The organism is Bradyrhizobium sp. sBnM-33, assembly GCF_032917945.1.
Classification (GTDB): Bacteria; Pseudomonadota; Alphaproteobacteria; order Rhizobiales; family Xanthobacteraceae; genus Bradyrhizobium.
The window spans coordinates 2539818-2557305 of sequence record NZ_CP136624.1 but is presented as its reverse complement, the minus strand read 5'-3'; the positions used below and the strand labels follow the sequence as shown (position 1 = coordinate 2557305).

Genomic DNA, 17488 nt, shown 5'->3' with positions numbered 1-17488 from the left:
TTAATGGCATGGACCACGCCCGCTCTCAGAGGCAACGTGCTACCCCGCGGGGCAGCAGCAGGAGCGCAAGCCATATCGAATACGAACATTATCACAATCGGTATCGATCTCGGGAAGAACACATTCCATGTCGTTGGTCTCGATGCCACCGGCGCAATCACGTTACGCAAGAAGCGATCTAGAATCAGCTTGACCAGTCGCTGAGCAATATTCCGCGTTGCCTAATCGGAATGGAGGCGTGTGCAGGAGCACATCATCAAGCTCGAGAAATTAGGCCATCAAGTACGGCTCTTGCCGGCACAGTACGTCAAACCATACCTCAAGGGTCACAAGAATGACTTTCGGGATGCTGAAGCGATCGCCGAGGCTGCTCAGCGGCCGACAATGCGGTTCGTCCCCAGTGAAGTCGGCCGAACAACTTGATTTACAGGCACTCCACAGAGTTCGCAGTCGATTGGTGACACAGAGAACAGCGGTCATCAATCAAATTCGGGGCTTTTTGCTTGAGCGAGGCCTACCAGTGCGGCAAGGAGCGGCAGCACTCCGATTGGCACTCCCCCAAATCCTCTCGATGCCTTCGGAAAGCCTGTCACCTCAGGTGGTTCGGCTCATCCAGGACTTGGCCGAGGACTGGCGCTATCTCGACCGTCGCGTCGCGTTAGTCACCAAGGAGATCAATGAGATCGCGGAGCAAGATGCGCATTGTCGCCGCCTGATGAGTGCGCCGGGCGTCGGGCCAATCATCTCAAGCGCGATGATCGCCGCGATCGGAACTGGTGATGCGTTCCAGAAGGGCCGCGACTTTGCGGCATGGCTTGGCCTCGTACCAAAACAAATCTCGACCGGTGATCGAACCATTCTCGGTCGCATATCAAGACGCGGCAACCGTTATCTACGAACACTGTTCATTCAGGGAGCCCGAGCCGTATTACTGAGGCGCCAAACCTGGGCCAGGCACGGCTTCGGAGCCTGGCTGGAGGCAGCATCGAAGCGGCTCCACTCGAATGTACTGGTTGTTGCCCTGGCCGCAAAACTCGCGCGGATGGCGTGGAGCATGCTCGCAAAAGGCCGTGACTACGAAGCGAGTTTCCTGGGGCACGCTGCATAGCACGCCCGACCCGGGAAGGAAGGAAGATCCAAGATCCGATCGGAATAGCACACTATCCCGCCGAGGTTTGCGAGACGGAAAGAACGAATGGAGAAACGGTTCCACCGACACTTCTGAAGCCTGGTTCGACTCCATGGCCCTCCTTGAGGCCGGCGAGTTATTGAGGACAGAAGTGGCGCGGATATCCATAATGGCTCGGGGCGACAGCCTCAAATCGAAGCCGGATAGATTGGCGCAAACCGCTTCATCCCTTTGTCGATTCCTCTTGCAACGCGAGCGTGGTCCATAGATCGGCGTCAAGGTCAGCGTTGCTACCCCTCTCAAGCACAGCAAGGGCGGCCAGTTCGTCGCCCATGTACAGGCGCTGCCGGGCAATCCCTATGACGGCCACACGCTGGCTGAGGTGATCCCCGGGATCGAGAAACTCATCGGTACCACGATCGATCGGCTCCACGCCGATGCCGGCTATCGCGGCCACAATGCGCCGGCCGACTACAAGTTCAAAATCTACACCTCAAAACAAAAACGCCGCGTGACCCCGGCAATCAAACGAGAGATGCGCCGCCGCTCTGCCGTCGAGCCCGTCATCGGCCATCTCAAGGACGAGCACCGAATGGGCCGCAACTATCTCGCCCACCGCAACGGCGACCTCAACAACGCCATTCTCGCCGCCGCCGGCTACAACTTCCGCCGCCTCATCAAGTGGCTGAGGATCTTGTTGTACCTCATCCTGATGGCGCTCTTCCCGAAGTCAAAACTATCGCCGGCCTGAAAACGTATTGTTCACAGAAGACTTTCGAGGCTCTGCACCCCGAAAGCTTGCAATCTGAAAATACCTTCGCCAGAAAACTCGAACCCCCGATCAAGCCCTTACAGGTTCTTCACGGGCGACTGCCTCAAGCGCGGGATGCACAGAATCGTTGATGATCACCACGTCACTCAAGCATGCGAGCCCGACCGCGCGTTACAATTCGGGAGAACGTCAATTGGCTGTTAACGGGGCTCGTGCTAGCCTTCTGTACATGGCAAATCAACGCCATCACCTCGAGCGAACCGCATCCCGCCTTTCGAACATTCCGGACAATCCGCATCTTTACGCGGTTCGACCAACTGCAGCCTCCCGGTCAGGGCATTGATGTGCTGGTAGTGCAAGGGACGATCAGCGCGCAGACTCAGATAATCCATTAGAAAATCATTCACGGCGTGCCCCGCGGAGACCGCATTAAGACTGATAACGCTGGGGTTCGGCTCCTCAACGCCATAAGCCTGCGCCTTTCGTTCCGCATCTGTCTTGGCCTCTTTGGCCAAGAGATTAGGATCAATCAGCTGATTGCACCAAAGGCAACCCGCACCTGGACGAAGAGGGCGAATGGCACTGAACGCATCGATCACCCGCCCCTGCTCATCGGCGCGGATTTTCGAGCCCAGCTGAACGGCTGGAATAAGATATTGATGAACCAGTGCGTTCACTACTAGGCGCGCCCGCATTGAGTCCGCCGCAAGAAAGATGTAATCGCAACCTTTGAGCCGATCCGCCACTGAAGCTTTAGCCACGTCCGCGTTGAAGTACTCGATGTGCGCGGATGGATTGGCCTGCTGGATGAGGCGCTGTGCCAACTGAACTTTGGGCGTCCGATTTGCAGCATCGGACTGCGATGCTCCGATAAGTCGTGCAAGGTTGGATGCTTCAACCGCATCGTCATCAACAAGCGTGAAGTGGCCGACGCCCAAGCGGGCCAGATACTCCACAACAAGGCTACCGATCCCGCCTAGCCCGATCACCGCAACGTGAGCGCGCGATAAGGTCTGCTGGCCCGCTCGACCGAACATACGAATTTGGCGGTCATATTGGTCGTCCACCGAGCTCAAATTTCTCGATAGATGGGGTGCGAGACGATCAATCTTCATGCCAATTACGCTCGCCTGATCGAGTTCGCAACGGCTGCCATTGGGCATCCAGAGATCTGCCTGCACGGCCCGCCGCCCCAACACCAGAGCGCCAACCGGCATGCCTTTGGCGATTTGCAATAGAGCCGGATAGCCGCGCTCATGTGATCGGATATCGATATCGCTGAATCCGACTTGCCGATCGCTGCCGTGATTATGAACGGCCAGATAGACTAAACGCTCGTCACGGGCGCGGGTAATCAGCCGATGAATGAATTGTGGCGTTAAGGCTCGGTGACCGATTTTGCCCGCGACATAGTCGATTCCGTCCTTAGCCAGATGCACTTCCCGAACGGTGAGGAGTGGAATCGTGTCTAGTTCGGACAGACCCGCGAGTAAGATGGCTCCGTGCTCATCACCATCCTCGTGATAGAGATGATGCCAAAGTAACTCGTAGTCCGGACGGGTGATGTGGAGCCTGCATTTGGACATCACGACGATCTTTCTAAGAAATCCAGAACCTTGAGAACCTTGGCACAAGCTTTTTGCTTGCCGTTCTGGGCCGTGCTGTTGCGGCGGGAGATCTGCAGAGCCGACCTTCCTTCGAACGCATGTCCCGCGGTGACCGGAGACGCAAAGCCCTGACCGTCAGCGCGCCGGACCTCTCCACCGATGAAAATGGGATAGATGTCGGCATAAGGATATTGCGCGGGGACGTGAAAGCCCACCCACGTCTTGCTAGGGACAAACCGGTCGCTAAGGGCGACCGGTTCGACCACAAGATAGACGCCGCCCTGCCCATCGTCCCGCATGTTGAGGGAGGCAGAGGGAAACTGCTTCTTCAGATCTTCGATGGCGGCAGAAACTTCCACTTTCATGGCAATTTCTGCCTAGGAGTTGTCGTCCGGCGCAATCGCCGTGAACCGAAGATGCTCCCGCAGATGGACGACATCATTGTCGCCCACGATACGGCTGGTGCCATTAGGCAGTTCCTCCTGCAGCACAAAGTTGGGCTGGATCGCCACACCTTGAGTAATGGCGGCCGCCTTGATCTCTGCGCCGGTGGCGGAATGGCCTTTGAGGTTCACCGGCTGTTCGTTGACGGTGATGACGACGATGTGTTCAGGCTTGCGCGCCACAAACACCATTTGATCGTGGAGTTCTATCTGCTCATGGTCTTCAACGCGGCGATGGGTACCATCGTGTAGGACTAGTTCCAGCAGATAGTCCTTGCCGATCTCAACGCCCTGCTCGATCGCAGCGATCTTGATCTGCTCGCCAGTTTCACGCGGGCCCAGCAGCTTTACCGGGCGCTCGTTCACTTTCACCGTGACCAAGTGGTTGTGTCGGAGGCGTTCCGTCTCAAGGATATCCGTGCGTTCGGTAGCCATACGCTTTCTCCTTGCGATTTCGAAGTCGAATTGCTATTAAGCAATAGATAGCGGAACCTAAATAGAAAGTCAATTGCTAAATGGCAATTCCTGGGAGCGCAAGAAATGCTAATGATACCAAGGGCTTTGACGGAGATGCCTTCTACCGAGCGCTGGAGACGACGGTTCAAGCCCGCGACGTCAATTGGAAAGAGGTGTCAGAAGCAACGGGCGTTAGCGCTTCGACCCTGACGCGCATGGCGCAGGGCCGGCGTCCTGACGCGGCCAGTTTGGCCGCGCTTTCTGCCTGGGCTGGACTTAATCCGTCCGATTTTGTCAACGCGCCCTATCGCGCCAGCCAACCAGAGCCCATGATGCAAATTTCTAGCCTTTTGCGGGCGGATCCGGCCCTGGACACCGAGGCCGCAGAAGCAGTGGAAGCAATCGTACGCGCGGCTTACGAGCGCCTGAAGAAGCCCCTCAAGTAGCCGGTTACGCCTTTAGCATTTTAGCTGCCATTGACGGCTTTCAGCCGCTTGCAAACGCCTTTCCTCCACGACTTTGACGATGTCGGGGATCACGTGCTCGTCCATCTCTTTGAGGAACTCTTGCACCAACTTGGCATCGACAGGCGCAAGCCCCTGAAGCATCTCAGGTCTTTCATTTGTCTTGTCGTGCGCACCGTCAGTCATCGTGATCTCCCTGAGGTCCAGAATAGGCTTCGCCGCCCGTCGATAACGCTATTTCGTCTGAGTTGGTCGCAAGTTGCGGTCCATCCGCGAGAACCCTGCATGACCGATATTGGCAAGTTTCAGGCCACCCATGCCGGAAGCGATTTGGCCAACCTGCTTACGATCGAAAATCAAGGCATCGGTGCGGCTGTGGAACAACCAGAGCGGCATCTGCTCGCGTAAGCTGGCCGTGGCGTCGATCACCGCCCGCGCCTCAACCCTTCCATTAGCCCACTGTTCCTCCGTCGAAAACTCCACCACCCAGATAAACTGGGCGTACGGCAGCGTCATGATGTACTGCAAAAGTTTTGGATCAAATTCCGATGCATGCTCTCGCGCGAAATGGCGATAAGACGAGCCGGTGGTGATGAAGTAGCGGACGATGGTGTCGTCCTTGGGCGGGAGACCGATGGCGCGACCAAGCGTGAACAAGGCAGGAGCCAACCGATCAACGGCATCAGCCGGATAATGAACCTTCTCAGGAAGCGCCACGATAAAGGCGTCAACCGCCTCCGCCGCGTAGGGGGTCCCGCTCGACTTCGGAATGGAGACGTACGGAAGATGGTTGTCGTCGACAACAGCAAGCGTTTCGACTTCATCCCAAGCATACCGGAGACCGGAGTGACCTTTCACCGGTTGACGCCATTCATAGCCCACAAGCGCAACCGCATGGCGACGCGAATGCATCGCGGCGAACAGAGGGAAGCCCGATTCTACATAGGCAATCAGTTGCCGATAGAACGGATGGTCCTTAGTACCTGTCGTGGCATTGCGCGCGATGTGGATAGGGAACGCACCCGCTTCTTGAAACACGCGTTCGGCATGAGCGATCTGCAATCCTTTAGACGGCACTAAACCGCCCGGATTGAACTCGTGCGCCATAATTGTGATTTCATGGACCAAATATTCTCTATGAACGTTGTAGCGCTCGCTGTAGTGACGCAAGATGGACCAGCAAGCAGCATGCGCGCACACAGAAATGTCGACATGCTGATCCATCGACGGAAAGCCACGTATTACAAGCTTGTAGCCGAGCAGATGCACCTTATGATCGGCAGTGATGATGAAACGACCCGCGCCTTTGCGGATGTCCGGAGAGAGCACGGTCCTGCCGATGGTAGCAATGCCAGTCGGCCGCAATACCATGTAGCCGAAGTAATGATCGTTCAGTTCGCGATCGGGACAAACTAGCGCAGCATTGGCGTCATCGAACTTCACGGTCTGGTCAAAAAAGTGCAGCCGCACACAGTCGCTGCGATAATACTGCCCCTTCTTCGAATAGAAGCTATAGTAAGTGCTGCGGTAATCCTTATCGATGTAATTGTATTCGATGAGGACGCCCTTCACTGCATCCGAGATCCCTTGGCTCAGAAGCTTTGCGACCAGAGCCGGGTTGTACTCGGAGGTGATGTGCATGGACAGCTGCGCGAGTTCGGCGCTCGTCGCCAAAGAAATCCACTTGTACATTAGAGGCGGGCGTGATTGGAAGCGACGCGCATATGCATCGTAAGAAGCGCCATTAGAAATCCCTTGATCAAAAACACGACGATTCCCTCCCACCGTCGGCCGGACAGAGGTGTAAGCCACCAGCTGACCTTCGTCAAATTTGAGGCCGACAGGTGCCGCTAAAACTAAGACGTTGAGCCAGTATGATTAATCGCGCTGCGCCGCAGCAACCGGACAAAGACGCGAAATCCCTTACTTTCGGGGCTGCCTCTTAATCTCAGCACAACATTTGGCACTAAACCAGCAACGGCCGTCACGCTTAACTAGATTAGCGTTTTCTTGGTTCGAATCATATCAGGCGGCGTCGGCGAGTTTGTAGGACCACGTGTGGATGACCGGATGGCGATTGACGTCGTCGATACCGGCCATGATGCGCTCCTTGAGTTCGTGTTTTGAGGCCACCCGGATGTGGCGGAGGACTGAACGGGCGAACTTGGAGAAGAATCCCTCGATGAGATTGAGCCATGAGCCGTGCTTGGGCGTGAAGGTGAGCTCGAAGCGCCCGCTTGGTCGAGTGGCGAGCCAGGCTCTGGTTTCTCGCGAGATGTGCGCGGAATGATTGTCGAGGATCAACTTGATCGCAGTGTTCGGCGGATAGGCGTCATCGATAAGCCTGAGGAGTTCGACGAACTCTCGACTGCGATGGCGATCTTTGACAAGGGCGTGGACCTTGCCGGTGAGCAGATCAATCCCAGCCAACAGGCTGAGCGTGCCATGGCGTTTGTATTCATGATCGCGCGCAAAGGTGGCGTGGACGCCAGGCTTGGGCGGCAAATCCGGCGCCGTCGTTGCGATGGCCTGGATTCCCGGCTTCTCGTCGCAGGAAACGATCGTCACCGGCTTTCCCCGCTTCTTCTTTCCCTTGGTAGAGGCTTTCTTCAGGATTTCGACTTCACGATAGACGCACAGCACCTCCGCCATCTTCTGTTCGAACTCGGCGTCGCGATTTTCAAGATAGTAACGCACCTTGTGCGGCTTGATTTCCTCCCGGCCGAGGATCTTGCACACCGTTCCCTGGACCAAATTGGCCAAGCACGCATGCCCCGCCGCCGGCCCGTGTTCACGCGCATGGCGCGCCAAGAGCCGCGTCGTCCACAACTCATGTGGATAGCCGTGGTCCTTGGCCTTATCGCAGGCCAGCGACACCAACCAGGCTTTGGCTTCCGGCGTGATGGTTGGTTCCTTGCCCGGTCGCGGGCGATCGTCGAGGGCTGCCAGCGGGCCATCGGCCAGCGCCCGCTCGACACAGCGCTGCACCGTCTGATGATGGACCCCAAGTCTCTGGCCCACCGCGCAGAACGAAGGATTTTCCCGATACGCCAGCAGCATCTGCGCCCGCGACACCCGGCTCGCCAGTTCGATCCTCGACCGCGAAAGCGTCGTCAAGGTCGCTATCTCTTCATCACTCATTGCCAATTCGACCGCTCGCCGCCATCCTGCCATGATACAGCTCCTCGTTTCGCCGACCGCAAACGAGGAATCTTGGCGTACCAGCGAGATAACCACATGCTGTTCGTCGATGGGATTTCCGTCTAGCACGTCATACTGCGTGATCAAGCCGCGCGCGCTTTCGGCGAGGAAGACCTTGTGGCCAAACTCGATCGGCGACCGCACCTTGCCGCGCTTGATGAGGTCCGTGTGGGGCTCAAAAATCGAATAGAGCTTCTCGGCCGTTGGAACTTGCTCGCCGTTAAGCACACGGCGGCGCGACTGATCTGTCACACGGTCTCCAAGACCACAAAAGTGCTCTATCTCTTTGCGCGTCTCCGCGATGGCCAGATCGGTGATCATATCTTTGCCGCGCGCTTTACGGGTTTGCCGGAGCGCCGTTCGTGCGCTTTCGATGACTTCCTCGGCAATGCCAATGAGTTCGCGATATGTCGCGGTCTGCTGATCCTGGCGCTGCCTTTTGGTCATTCGTTGGATCTCTTGCATCCGCCGCCGCGCCGATCGCGTCTGATCTTGGAACCCCTTGATCCGCCGGCGCTCCAGCGCCGTGGCGAGGCGACCGATCAGGCGCGTGACCACGCGAACGACATCCCACAACAGCGTGTTGTCGGTCGGATGATGAATGTCGGTCTGCACCACCGTGGTATCGACACGCAGCTTTTGGCCGTCTTCCAGTCCGAGCTCGACCGCCGCCCGCACCACCAGATCATTGATCGCCTTGAGCGTCTCGGGCGTGAGCCGATTGAAGCCGCGGTGGAACGCATCGTGTCGAGGCACTGGCACACAATAGAAGTCCGTGAACTGGCGCAGCGTGCATCCGTCGGCGATCCGCTCACGTAATTCGCGATAGTTCCAGTTCTTGACGCGCATCAGAACCAGCGAGCGGCAGCACCTGTTGCGGCGTCAGGCCGCTGCGACCCGTCTCGGCCTTCTTCAAACCCCGCGTCAGATCGCAGCGGACCTGGTCGATTATGTCCTTCTGGTCGTCAAGAAAATCGGAAATCGCCTGCAGCAACTCGACACCCGATGTGCTTTATGGCAGGTGGGCATCCACGGCGCTTGTCGATATCGGTTCTCCAACAACGGCGCCGGGAAACGTCCACGCCCCGGTGGGGCGCACGGCGCGCCAATAGTTTGTCAGCACCTCCAGCAACCTGGCCGACAGCATGACATAGCGGTCTTTCTGTCCCTTGCCCTGCTCGACGCGAAGCACCATGTGCTGGCGATCGATAGCTTCAGGCTTCAGACGGGTCGCCTCAGAAATACGCAGGCCGGCGGCATTGCACGTCGTCAGGATCGCCTGGTGTTTGAAGCTCTCGATGCAGCCAAGGAAGTGCAGCGCCTCCTCGGGGCTGAGAATGATGGCCAATGTCTTTGACGCCTTGGGACACGGAATGATCTGGGCGAGATCCCAATCGAGGCGGAGCGTGACGCGGTAGAGAAATCGAAGCGCTGCGACGGTGACGTGCACCGAGCGCGGCGCCAGCTTCTTCTCGTTCGTCAAATAGACCTGATATCCTCCGGGCTGAGCAAAGCCGGCGATTTAGCGAAATGCCGAGCGAACTGCGAAACCTGCAGCAAATAGGAATCCTGCGTGTGTTGCGACAGGTTGCAGACCTGCATGTCTTCCATCATGCGTAACCGTAGCGAGGTCATAGCGAACTCCTTGGCAAGAGGGACGCTGCGCGCGGGCAGCAACGCCATCTTGCCAGGGGCAAGCTGTGGTGCCGGAGTCAGGGACGCTGGCTGGCTTTAAGGGGGTACGCCGCACTCAACACGGATACTCTCCCGCGGAGCGGGTTCGTCCAAAATAGATTATCCGCAATAATCATATCGAGTGTGAGATTGTTGAACGCGCGGTACTTGAACAGCCGCCTCGGAATGCTTTGCTTTTTGGCCATTGCGTCCCCTTGAGCGGCTATCTGGGTCCAGAGTTCTGAACCACCCGAAAATAGTGTTCCACGTTGTCGCCGGTCAGCACTACGATCTCGGCCCAATCGATATTCACGAAGGGCTTGCCGGTTGCTGAATGAATGGAGTCGGGATCGAAATCACCCTCGAACAGATGGCGGCGAAGTACGTAAAGCTTTCGCGCGTCTTCGCTGTTATGCTTGAGGCAATTGACCAGAAGCCTCAACTCTTCCAGGCCGGCCTTGTCGATGACAATCGACGCCTGTGTCAGTGCGGCAACCAGATCGGCGTGGTTTGGCTTCCTTCTCGCCTGCGGCACCCATCGCCGCGCGCCACGCTCCCACAGGTGGTATATTACGATCACGAACGCCTTTCGAAGCAAGAGGAGCGCAGCTTCAGCCTCCAGGCGGCGCTCTCCGAACTCTTCGCCATAGTGGCGTCCAGCGCCGGTTTCCTCATCATAATCCTCCCACTGGGCACTGCCCGCATCGACCCTGCGCTGAAAGTCGTCCGCCTCCTGCTTGGTCTCATCCAGCTCCTGGAAAAAGGGTGCATATGCGGCATGAAAGGCCACGCGCATCTGGCGGACACGATGATCAAATAGGGCACGACGCATTGTTCTCAGGAGGAATGTTATGGGCGACTGGTGGTTTCGAGCGTGGGATCGCGTGCTCGCTTTCAAAGGCCTCGTAGGATTGAGCGCCAGCCCAAGCGATCAACCCTGCGACGGATGGCAGAGACGGCTCGCTTCAGACGAAGTCTGCCGCTCCAACGATCCCTCCCCGACAGCTGCCAAGCGAACACCTTTGCAGGATATACAGCATTGCTGTATATTACAGCAATGCTGGAGACCGATCAATGACCCAATATTCAACCAGTGATCTTTCCAGGAAATCGGGGGATATCATCGCCGAAGCCCTGCGCCGGCCCGTCACCATTACCCAACGGAACAAGCCGCGTCTGGTGCTGCTCAGCATCGAAGACTACCGCAAGCTTACGGCCAGAGCCGACGCCCGGAAGGCCGGTCGGCTCGAGACGATGCCTGACGACTTGTTTGAGGATGTCAAGCGGGCCGTCGACGCCTATGAGCGGGAGAGCGACGAGACGTTGAGCCGGACGAGCTTCGCACCGGATGCGTGATCCGATTTTCCTATTTATGGGTGCGCTAAGCTGAGCGCGGGGAAACGGAAGGCCGCAAGCCTCGCCCGGTGGCTGTGGGTGTACGGATTGCCAGGCCGAAAGGTGAGGACTTGTTGGTGCTGTTTCCGATCACCAGTCAGCCACCCTACTCCGATCGTTTTGCCGTCGAAATTCCTGAGATGGAAAAGCGTCGTGCCGGTCTCGACGCTTCGCGACGCCTCTGGATCATCCTTGACGAATACAATCAGGACGTCATCGGCCAGTCGTTCTACCTTGAGCCAGAGCCGCCACTTGGCCATTTCAGCAAGGCGTTTTTTCTGCCGTTGATGAAAGAATTCATTGCCCGCCGCGCCAGCACGCGCGGCGTTAACCGACAGCGTTAGATGGACGAGCCTGCCAAGAGACCAGACCTTTCACCGGAGCAGCAGAATACGGCGGCCCTGATCCGGCAATTGCTCGGAAAGGGCATGGCCGACTGCTATGTCGACTTCTGCCGGCTGTCGGCTGGCGCGCTTCCGCTCCGGGTATCCATTCCGCTCGCGGCCCACGCCTTGCGGGAGCTTGAATCGGTTCTGCGGCAGACCTTGGCGGGGCCGATGAAGATTGCCGCCAACGTCACACCGGACGATCTCGCAAAAGTCGAAGCCACCAGGAAACACTTGCACGCAGCCGGCTTCAACGACGATCAATCGCGCCGCCAAGGAACTGCAGCCGCGGTTGAGTCACAAGGCACAGATTCAAGCGATCGTCGCGCGTCTCGGATTGGCAGCCGATGGCGATATCGCGCGCGCCTGGATTGCGATTTCGCAAGCACACGGCAAGGCGCATGGTCGCGCTCTCTATCAGTCGCTGGCGGTCGATGCAGAATTTCGCGCCCGATGGCAGGAGCCTCACGATTCTGCACGGCCCTGTCGAGAGCCGCCTGCGCCTTTGCGACCGCCTTCTCGCGTCGCTCACGTTCCTGGCCGTCCGCGGCCTCTTCGCGCCGGCGCTCGACATCACGCCGTTTCGGCTCTTTGTTTAGCTCCGCTACCGCTGTCCGGGCAGCTTTGTCACTGATCGTTGGCGCCGTACGCTTCTTCGGCCTATCGCCGCGTTCACGTCCTGCTTCGTCATGAAGGATGGCGCCGCGGCCAGAACAAGACCCGGCGCGTCTACCGCGAGTTGGGCCTGCAACTGCGCAACAAAACGCCCAAGCGGCGCGTCAAAGCCAAGCTGCGCGATGACCGCTGAACTGCACCCGGCAGCAAGGTTGAGAATGCCTTTTAGTGTGCGCCTTCGGGGCCGGCGCCGAGCGCCGCCGCGATGGCGTTGCGGATGACTTGCTCCTCGGAGGCCGCGAACTCGACGCCCTTGGGCGGGCCGCGACATGAAGGCGAAGAGCTGATAGTGCAACTCGCAGTTCGGTGAGCGCGTCACCGACGGCAGTCACGGCCGCGCCGACCTCAGTCAGGTCGCGGCCGGGACACCGTCATGTGACGCTCACTCATAGCTCGCCTCGGAGGCGAGAAGCTCGTCGCGGACATCGCCGAGATGCTCGGCGACGACCGAGCCAGCTTCGTCCGACATGTCGACCTCCCGCGAGACCCAGTCGATGTGTCTGGCGGCGTCAGGCCTATCGACAATGGCAAAACGTCTGGGGCGCGACGAACTCGCGCGGCCCGCGTCGAAGAAGGCGAGCGATTCATTGGCAGAGGCGGGCACGATCTGACCAGTCAACTACCAACCCTATCAATTGATGGAGAAGACAGGTACATGGCAACCGTGATCCATGGACACCGTCAAGAAAGTTGCATCGGAATTGGGTCAAGAAGGATGAAAAGAATCCTGCTGGGCACGGTAGCCCTGGTGGTGCTGGCCGCCTCTGCCGCTGATCTGGCCGCGCGGCTCTCCCGAGCGAAGCGGTTCCTACATCGGTATCAATAGCGGTGGCGGCCCCGCGCGTCGATGCTGGCATCTCGTCAACGCTGGCGTTGTGGTCCGCGCTCCGCCCCTTCCCATCAGGAGCCATAGTGCGACAGGAGGCCCGCTCGGCGGCGAAATCCGCTTCCGCTGGCAGATAGCCAACTCGGTGTTCGGCATCCGGGCGAACGGCAACTGCGCTGATTTCAAGGACTCCAACGCTAACCTCACTTTCGTAGGCCTCCAGGATGAAACCAGGGTTGATGCATTCGGCCTGCTCACGGGCCTGCTTGGCTACGCCTGGACTGACGTGCTGCTGTATGTGAAAGGCGGCGCTGCGGTCGCCCGCGATAAATATCAACTCTCCGAATTTGCGACTGGGCTGCCCTCACCGACGGTAGCGAAACCCGGCGGCGCGGTACAGTAGGGGCGGACCTTGAGCGCTTTTTTCAATAACCGTCGGCGCTGAGTACGATTGCCTGTTCATGGGCCCTCGGAACCTGCACTTCTTTTCAACCGGGATCGCGGGCTTTTCCAGCGAGCGGCCTCGCAGGAACTGCCCGCATTGGGCAGGACATCGGCATCGGTTTGGTCCACGTGAACTAACGCTGGGACGTCGCGGACGTCTTTGATCGTCGCTTTGGTTCGAGGCGAACAACAAGAGGAACTGATGTCCAGAATTTTGGCTGTTGGGACGGCTTTGCCAACATTCCGAATTTCGCAAACCGAGGCCAAGGTACTAGCGGGTCGCCACTTCGGATCTAGAATGGAGAAGCTGAAGAGGTATCTTACAGTATTCGATAATACGCTAGTCGATCAGCGTTTCTTTTGTGTAGCGCCCGAATGGCTTCTCAGCGAGCATCGCATAAGTGAGACAAACCAGATATACTTGGAATGTGCAAAGGAGCTCGCATGCAAAGCGACCGTGCTCTGTCTCAACAGGGCCGGCGTGAAGCCCGAACACGTCGATCGGATTATATTTGTCTCGTCGAGCGGGATAGCTACCCCCAGTCTCGATGTGGATGTGATCTCGAAGGTCGGACTGCGAACAAATGTACGACGGACGCCCATATTCGGCCTCCGATGTGCCGGAGGAGCATCGGGAGTTAGCTTGGCAGGAGCGATTTGCCGCGCAACGAGCGAACGCGTTCTCCTCATTGCTGTGGAGCTGACATCCCTTACATTCCAGCCGAATGATCTCACCCCGAAGAACGTTGTTGCTTCAAGCCTCTTTGGGGATGGCGCTGCCGCGCTCCTAATCGGCCCAGCTGAAAGCGGCTCTGGCAAACTGGGTATCGTAAGAAATACGAGTTTGCTTTACCCCGACTCGACTTCTTTAATGGGCTGGCATTTTGGCGACGCCGGATTTGAAGTCGTCGTCTCTGAGCGCATTCCATCAATGATTAGCGAATTGATGCCACATGCACTGCGGTCGTTGCTAGCGGAGGATGGCATCCATTCTAACCAAGCGAAGAGCTTAATCTTTCATCCCGGCGGGAGAAAAGTATTGGATGTTTGTGAGCAGGGCCTTGGGAGATCGTCTGAAAACTTCTTTTCCAGCTATGAAACTCTTCGACGTCATGGAAATATGTCGAGCGCAACTGTACTATTCGTTTTGGATCACGTGCTTGAGCATGAGGAGCAGGCGCCAGGATCATACGGAATCCTAGCTGCGTTCGGACCAGGGTTCTCGGCCGAACTGTCGTTACTGAAATGGGTTGACAGCGAAGCGGCTCAGCGAGGGTCTGCACATCTTGAGTCAGTCGGTGACCGATTGGCGCGGATCGCGTAGTAGTGGCCGGCATCAACAAATTCGTTGCCGGTGCTGCTGAGCGCCAGCGTGCCCGAGATGCGTACTCTGCCGCCCTGCTCGGCCACCGCGTTAATGCCGCCGCACTGGAGGTGCCGATTTATGAAGGATGGCGGCGCGATGCATTACAATGTGTTCTCAACGACGATGACGGCCTCGATCCGGTGACCGTCCTCAACTTGGACCTCGGCAGGCGGCGGCAAATATGACGACATCTATGACCGAAGGCCTTTGATAATCGACGGTTCGAGCAAGAGGTGCCGATTACAACCAACGCGCGTTTGTTCAGCCGCCCTTAAGCCGAGGTATGACAATAACGTTGACGCCCAGCGGATTGTTAGGGGTCACCTCCCTCAACCCTGCAGCCAACTGCGCCATGTAGGGATGACCATGGATGTAAAAATGTGTCGTCGGCTGGAACGGCCTCGGGAAGGCGTCTACTCTATTCAGCACGCCGAGCAGGACGTCCGGGGCCAGTTGGGGACCGTGGTTCCAGCCCGAGCCTACGATGTGCGTGAAATCATCATCTAATCTCCTAGCCCGTACATCGAACGCTGGACGTGACAACCGCCGCGGCAGGTCCAAATGGCTTGCCCCGCCGGCTAATTTCCCCTCGACTTTCCCTTTCGAGCCGCTAGGCTCCCCCACATTCCGCGGACTGAACTGTCCCGCGAGTTTCTCGGTCCGAATTTTCTCCAACTCCGCAACGAAGTCCGCGGTCCATTGCTGGATGGGATACGCTAGAAGCGTCCTCATCATGTCTTGCCAGCGCGAGATGCGCTCGGCAGGCGACATCGAAATTGCGGCCGAAATCTTGTCTGCTATGTCATCAATGTTGTTCGGATCGACGAGCAGCGCCTCCTCCAGCTCTTTGGCCGCGCCGGCAAATTTAGACAATATCAGCACACCGGGATCGTTCGGATCTTGCGCAGCGACATATTCTTTCGCCACCAGATTCATGCCGTCACGCAACGGCGTTACCACGGCAACTTTCGCTGCGCGGTAAAGAATTGCGAGGTCGGCCTGACTGAAGCCCTCCTCGAAATGACTAATCGGGGTCCAGTCGCCCCTACGATGGCGGTTGTTGATATCGCAGACAAGGCCGGCGACATCTTTCTGCAGATTGCTGTAGGCCTCAATGCCGCTGCGCGACGGGGTGGCGATCTGCAATAGCGAGATGCTGTGCGCGAGATGCGGCCGTTTGGTCCACAGGCGGTTTAAAGCGTGGAGGCGTTTGTCGATACCCTTGGAGTAATCGATCCGATCGACGCTGATAGCAATCTTCTCGCTATTAAGACCGCGCCGTATCCACGAGATCCAGGGCTCCGAGGCCGCGTCGGCGCTCAATTGCGCGAACTTGGCCGGATCGATGCCGATCGGAAACACTTGGGATCGCGTTTGGCCATGACCCGAGGTTACAACACAGTCCTCGATGGTAAGCCTGAGATGCCTGAGATCGGTGCTGACATAGGCGATGAAATTCCTCCGGTCCTCCTCGGTCTGAAAGCCGATCAGGTCGTAAGCCAACATCGCCTCGATCAGTTCGCGATGATGCGGCACACTCCGCATCATGGCTGGCAGCGGCCATGGCGTGTGCAGGAAGAAACCGATCGGCTGCTTGATGCCGACCTTACGCAGCTCAGTGCCGAGCGGGAGGAAATGATAATCATGCACCCAGAACGCGGTCGGCTCATCGAACCGGAGCAGTCTTTTTGCCATCACCGTGTTGATCTCGCGATAGCTGAGATAGTCTAACGCCGAGGCGTCGATCAGGTCGGCGCGCGAATGCAAGGCCGGCCATAGTGCCGAGTTGGCAAAGCCCTCATAGTAACGCCGGTAATGCACGGCAGGCAGATTCAGCGTCACAAGCTTGCCTGCGCCGAGCGTCTCGACAAGCGGCGCTTTACGACAACCATCGCCCAATTGGTCCGAGGATCCCACCCAGATTGCTCCGGATTGTTCGACCACAGGGAGTAGCGCAGCCGCAAGGCCGCCTATCTTGGGTTGATTGGCGTCGCCGCTGTCAACCCGGTTCGACACGACGATGAGATTCACAAGTCATCCTTGCCCGTCTGATCTGCCGTCACCCGGCGTTCAATCAATATGGCTTGATTATCGCTTCAACCAAGACGAACCCAAATCACGCGCGCAGGCATTCAGTCTTGCTACTGGAAACAAGAAATTTAATGCAAAGATATTCTTGCACGCAGTTGCGCGGTGTGGAACCGCGGAGACACACTAAGGCTCTCGCGTGGTCCCATTCGCACGTCTATTTATCGACGATTCCATACGCGCTTCGTCGGCTGCCACCAATCACAGCAGGTCGGCTCGAATGACGGGCGGGCCACGCACATCCCCTCGCCGACCCGCAAGACAAATGTGGTCATTCCGGAGCCATTGCACCAACAGCTCCGCCTCGCGAGAGCAGCTTTCCAAAGGACTGCGAAGCACGGGTTTTGTGCAGACGGAAGAGCTTGTACCGTTCGGCAATCGCCGCAAGCCCCCTTATGATGCTGTCTTCTATCTGGTCGCTCAAGCGGAATCCGAGCCGATGAAGGCGCCGCGCAAGCAAGTCGCGGTTCTCCACGACACGATCGACGACCAAAGTCTTGCAGTTCGGATCGGCCATGTACGCAACGCTGGCTGATCTTCTTGCCCACCTAATCTGGTATGT

General features: G+C 57.8%; 17 protein-coding genes and 5 pseudogenes. 10 read left to right on the top strand and 12 right to left on the bottom strand.

Annotated elements, in window-relative coordinates; genetic code table 11:
* Positions 1–3: 3 nt before the first annotated feature.
* Positions 4–1108: pseudogene (locus RX328_RS11805) on the top strand (IS110 family transposase).
* A gap of 292 nt (positions 1109–1400) precedes the next feature.
* A pseudogene (locus tag RX328_RS11800) lies at positions 1401–1880 on the top strand (IS5/IS1182 family transposase); the annotation flags it as partial.
* Positions 1881–2116: 236 nt separating this feature from the next.
* Here RX328_RS11800 and RX328_RS11795 read toward each other — a convergent pair.
* The 3 genes from RX328_RS11795 to RX328_RS11785 are packed head-to-tail and all read right to left on the bottom strand — an operon-like array spanning position 2117 to position 4386.
* Positions 2117–3487, bottom strand: a complete 1371-nt coding sequence (locus tag RX328_RS11795) for a HesA/MoeB/ThiF family protein (protein WP_213257057.1) — start codon at positions 3485–3487, stop codon at positions 2117–2119.
* On the bottom strand, positions 3487–3873 hold the full coding sequence (locus RX328_RS11790) for a hypothetical protein (protein ID WP_108521638.1): 387 nt from the start codon (positions 3871–3873) through the stop codon (positions 3487–3489). The genes RX328_RS11795 and RX328_RS11790 overlap by 1 nt, the downstream gene beginning before the upstream one ends.
* A gap of 12 nt (positions 3874–3885) precedes the next feature.
* Positions 3886–4386: a multiubiquitin domain-containing protein gene (locus RX328_RS11785; RefSeq protein ID WP_202975806.1), complete on the bottom strand. Its 501-nt coding sequence runs from the start codon at positions 4384–4386 to the stop codon at positions 3886–3888.
* A gap of 80 nt (positions 4387–4466) precedes the next feature.
* Between RX328_RS11785 and RX328_RS11780 the strand changes: the two genes are divergently transcribed.
* Positions 4467–4853 (top strand): helix-turn-helix domain-containing protein, encoded by a 387-nt coding sequence (locus RX328_RS11780; protein WP_213257042.1) that lies wholly within the window; start codon positions 4467–4469, stop codon positions 4851–4853.
* A 12-nt stretch (positions 4854–4865) separates the two neighbouring features.
* On the opposite strand, the gene RX328_RS11775 is transcribed toward RX328_RS11780, so the two are convergent.
* The 6 genes and pseudogenes from RX328_RS11775 to RX328_RS11750 all read right to left on the bottom strand — a co-directional run bounded on the left by RX328_RS11775 (position 4866) and on the right by RX328_RS11750 (position 10578).
* Entirely contained in the window at positions 4866–5057 is a 192-nt protein-coding gene (locus RX328_RS11775) for a hypothetical protein (protein ID WP_108521642.1), read from the bottom strand.
* 48 nt (positions 5058–5105) lie between these two features.
* Positions 5106–6683: a hypothetical protein gene (locus tag RX328_RS11770; protein ID WP_213257040.1), complete on the bottom strand. Its 1578-nt coding sequence runs from the start codon at positions 6681–6683 to the stop codon at positions 5106–5108.
* A gap of 213 nt (positions 6684–6896) precedes the next feature.
* The gene (locus tag RX328_RS11765) at positions 6897–8921 is read right to left on the bottom strand and encodes an IS630 family transposase (RefSeq protein WP_317258708.1); all 2025 of its coding nucleotides are present in this window, start codon (positions 8919–8921) and stop codon (positions 6897–6899) included.
* Complete coding sequence (locus RX328_RS11760; RefSeq protein ID WP_317258816.1) at positions 8884–9066, bottom strand: hypothetical protein; 183 nt, start codon at positions 9064–9066, stop codon at positions 8884–8886. The genes RX328_RS11765 and RX328_RS11760 overlap by 38 nt, the downstream gene beginning before the upstream one ends.
* Positions 9067–9068: 2 nt before the next feature.
* Positions 9069–9707, bottom strand: a pseudogene (locus tag RX328_RS11755) (tyrosine-type recombinase/integrase); the annotation flags it as partial.
* A gap of 262 nt (positions 9708–9969) precedes the next feature.
* Positions 9970–10578 carry a hypothetical protein gene (locus RX328_RS11750; RefSeq protein WP_213256442.1) on the bottom strand — a complete coding sequence of 203 codons (609 nt, stop codon included), beginning with the start codon at positions 10576–10578 and terminating at the stop codon, positions 9970–9972.
* 242 nt (positions 10579–10820) lie between these two features.
* Between RX328_RS11750 and RX328_RS11745 the strand changes: the two genes are divergently transcribed.
* The 4 genes and pseudogenes from RX328_RS11745 to RX328_RS11730 all read left to right on the top strand — a co-directional run.
* Positions 10821–11102 (top strand): type II toxin-antitoxin system Phd/YefM family antitoxin, encoded by a 282-nt coding sequence (locus RX328_RS11745; protein WP_108522816.1) that lies wholly within the window; start codon positions 10821–10823, stop codon positions 11100–11102.
* 116 nt (positions 11103–11218) lie between these two features.
* Entirely contained in the window at positions 11219–11485 is a 267-nt protein-coding gene (locus RX328_RS11740) for a hypothetical protein (RefSeq protein ID WP_312018141.1), read from the top strand.
* A 389-nt stretch (positions 11486–11874) separates the two neighbouring features.
* Complete coding sequence (locus tag RX328_RS11735) at positions 11875–12126, top strand: hypothetical protein (RefSeq protein ID WP_317258707.1); 252 nt, start codon at positions 11875–11877, stop codon at positions 12124–12126.
* 62 nt (positions 12127–12188) lie between these two features.
* Positions 12189–12332: pseudogene (locus RX328_RS11730) on the top strand (IS3 family transposase); the annotation flags it as partial.
* 252 nt (positions 12333–12584) lie between these two features.
* Here the strand turns inward: RX328_RS11730 and RX328_RS11725 are convergent.
* On the bottom strand, positions 12585–12821 hold the full coding sequence (locus RX328_RS11725) for a hypothetical protein (protein WP_244608668.1): 237 nt from the start codon (positions 12819–12821) through the stop codon (positions 12585–12587).
* A 352-nt stretch (positions 12822–13173) separates the two neighbouring features.
* Here RX328_RS11725 and RX328_RS11720 point away from each other — a divergent pair, with 352 nt between their 5' ends.
* The 3 genes from RX328_RS11720 to RX328_RS11710 all read left to right on the top strand — a co-directional run bounded on the left by RX328_RS11720 (position 13174) and on the right by RX328_RS11710 (position 15023).
* Complete coding sequence (locus RX328_RS11720) at positions 13174–13431, top strand: outer membrane protein (RefSeq protein ID WP_190242167.1); 258 nt, start codon at positions 13174–13176, stop codon at positions 13429–13431.
* A 243-nt stretch (positions 13432–13674) separates the two neighbouring features.
* Positions 13675–14796: a type III polyketide synthase gene (locus RX328_RS11715; protein ID WP_213256438.1), complete on the top strand. Its 1122-nt coding sequence runs from the start codon at positions 13675–13677 to the stop codon at positions 14794–14796.
* Positions 14797–14798: 2 nt separating this feature from the next.
* A complete protein-coding gene (locus RX328_RS11710; RefSeq protein WP_213256436.1) occupies positions 14799–15023 on the top strand; it encodes a hypothetical protein in 225 nt (74 codons plus the stop codon).
* Positions 15024–15483: 460 nt separating this feature from the next.
* On the opposite strand, the pseudogene RX328_RS11705 reads toward RX328_RS11710, so the two are convergent.
* Both RX328_RS11705 and RX328_RS11700 read right to left on the bottom strand, forming a co-directional pair.
* A pseudogene (locus RX328_RS11705) lies at positions 15484–16869 on the bottom strand (trehalose-6-phosphate synthase); the annotation flags it as partial.
* 328 nt (positions 16870–17197) lie between these two features.
* Positions 17198–17443, bottom strand: a complete 246-nt coding sequence (locus tag RX328_RS11700) for a hypothetical protein (RefSeq protein WP_108522811.1) — start codon at positions 17441–17443, stop codon at positions 17198–17200.
* Between the last annotated feature and the right edge of the window lie 45 nt (positions 17444–17488).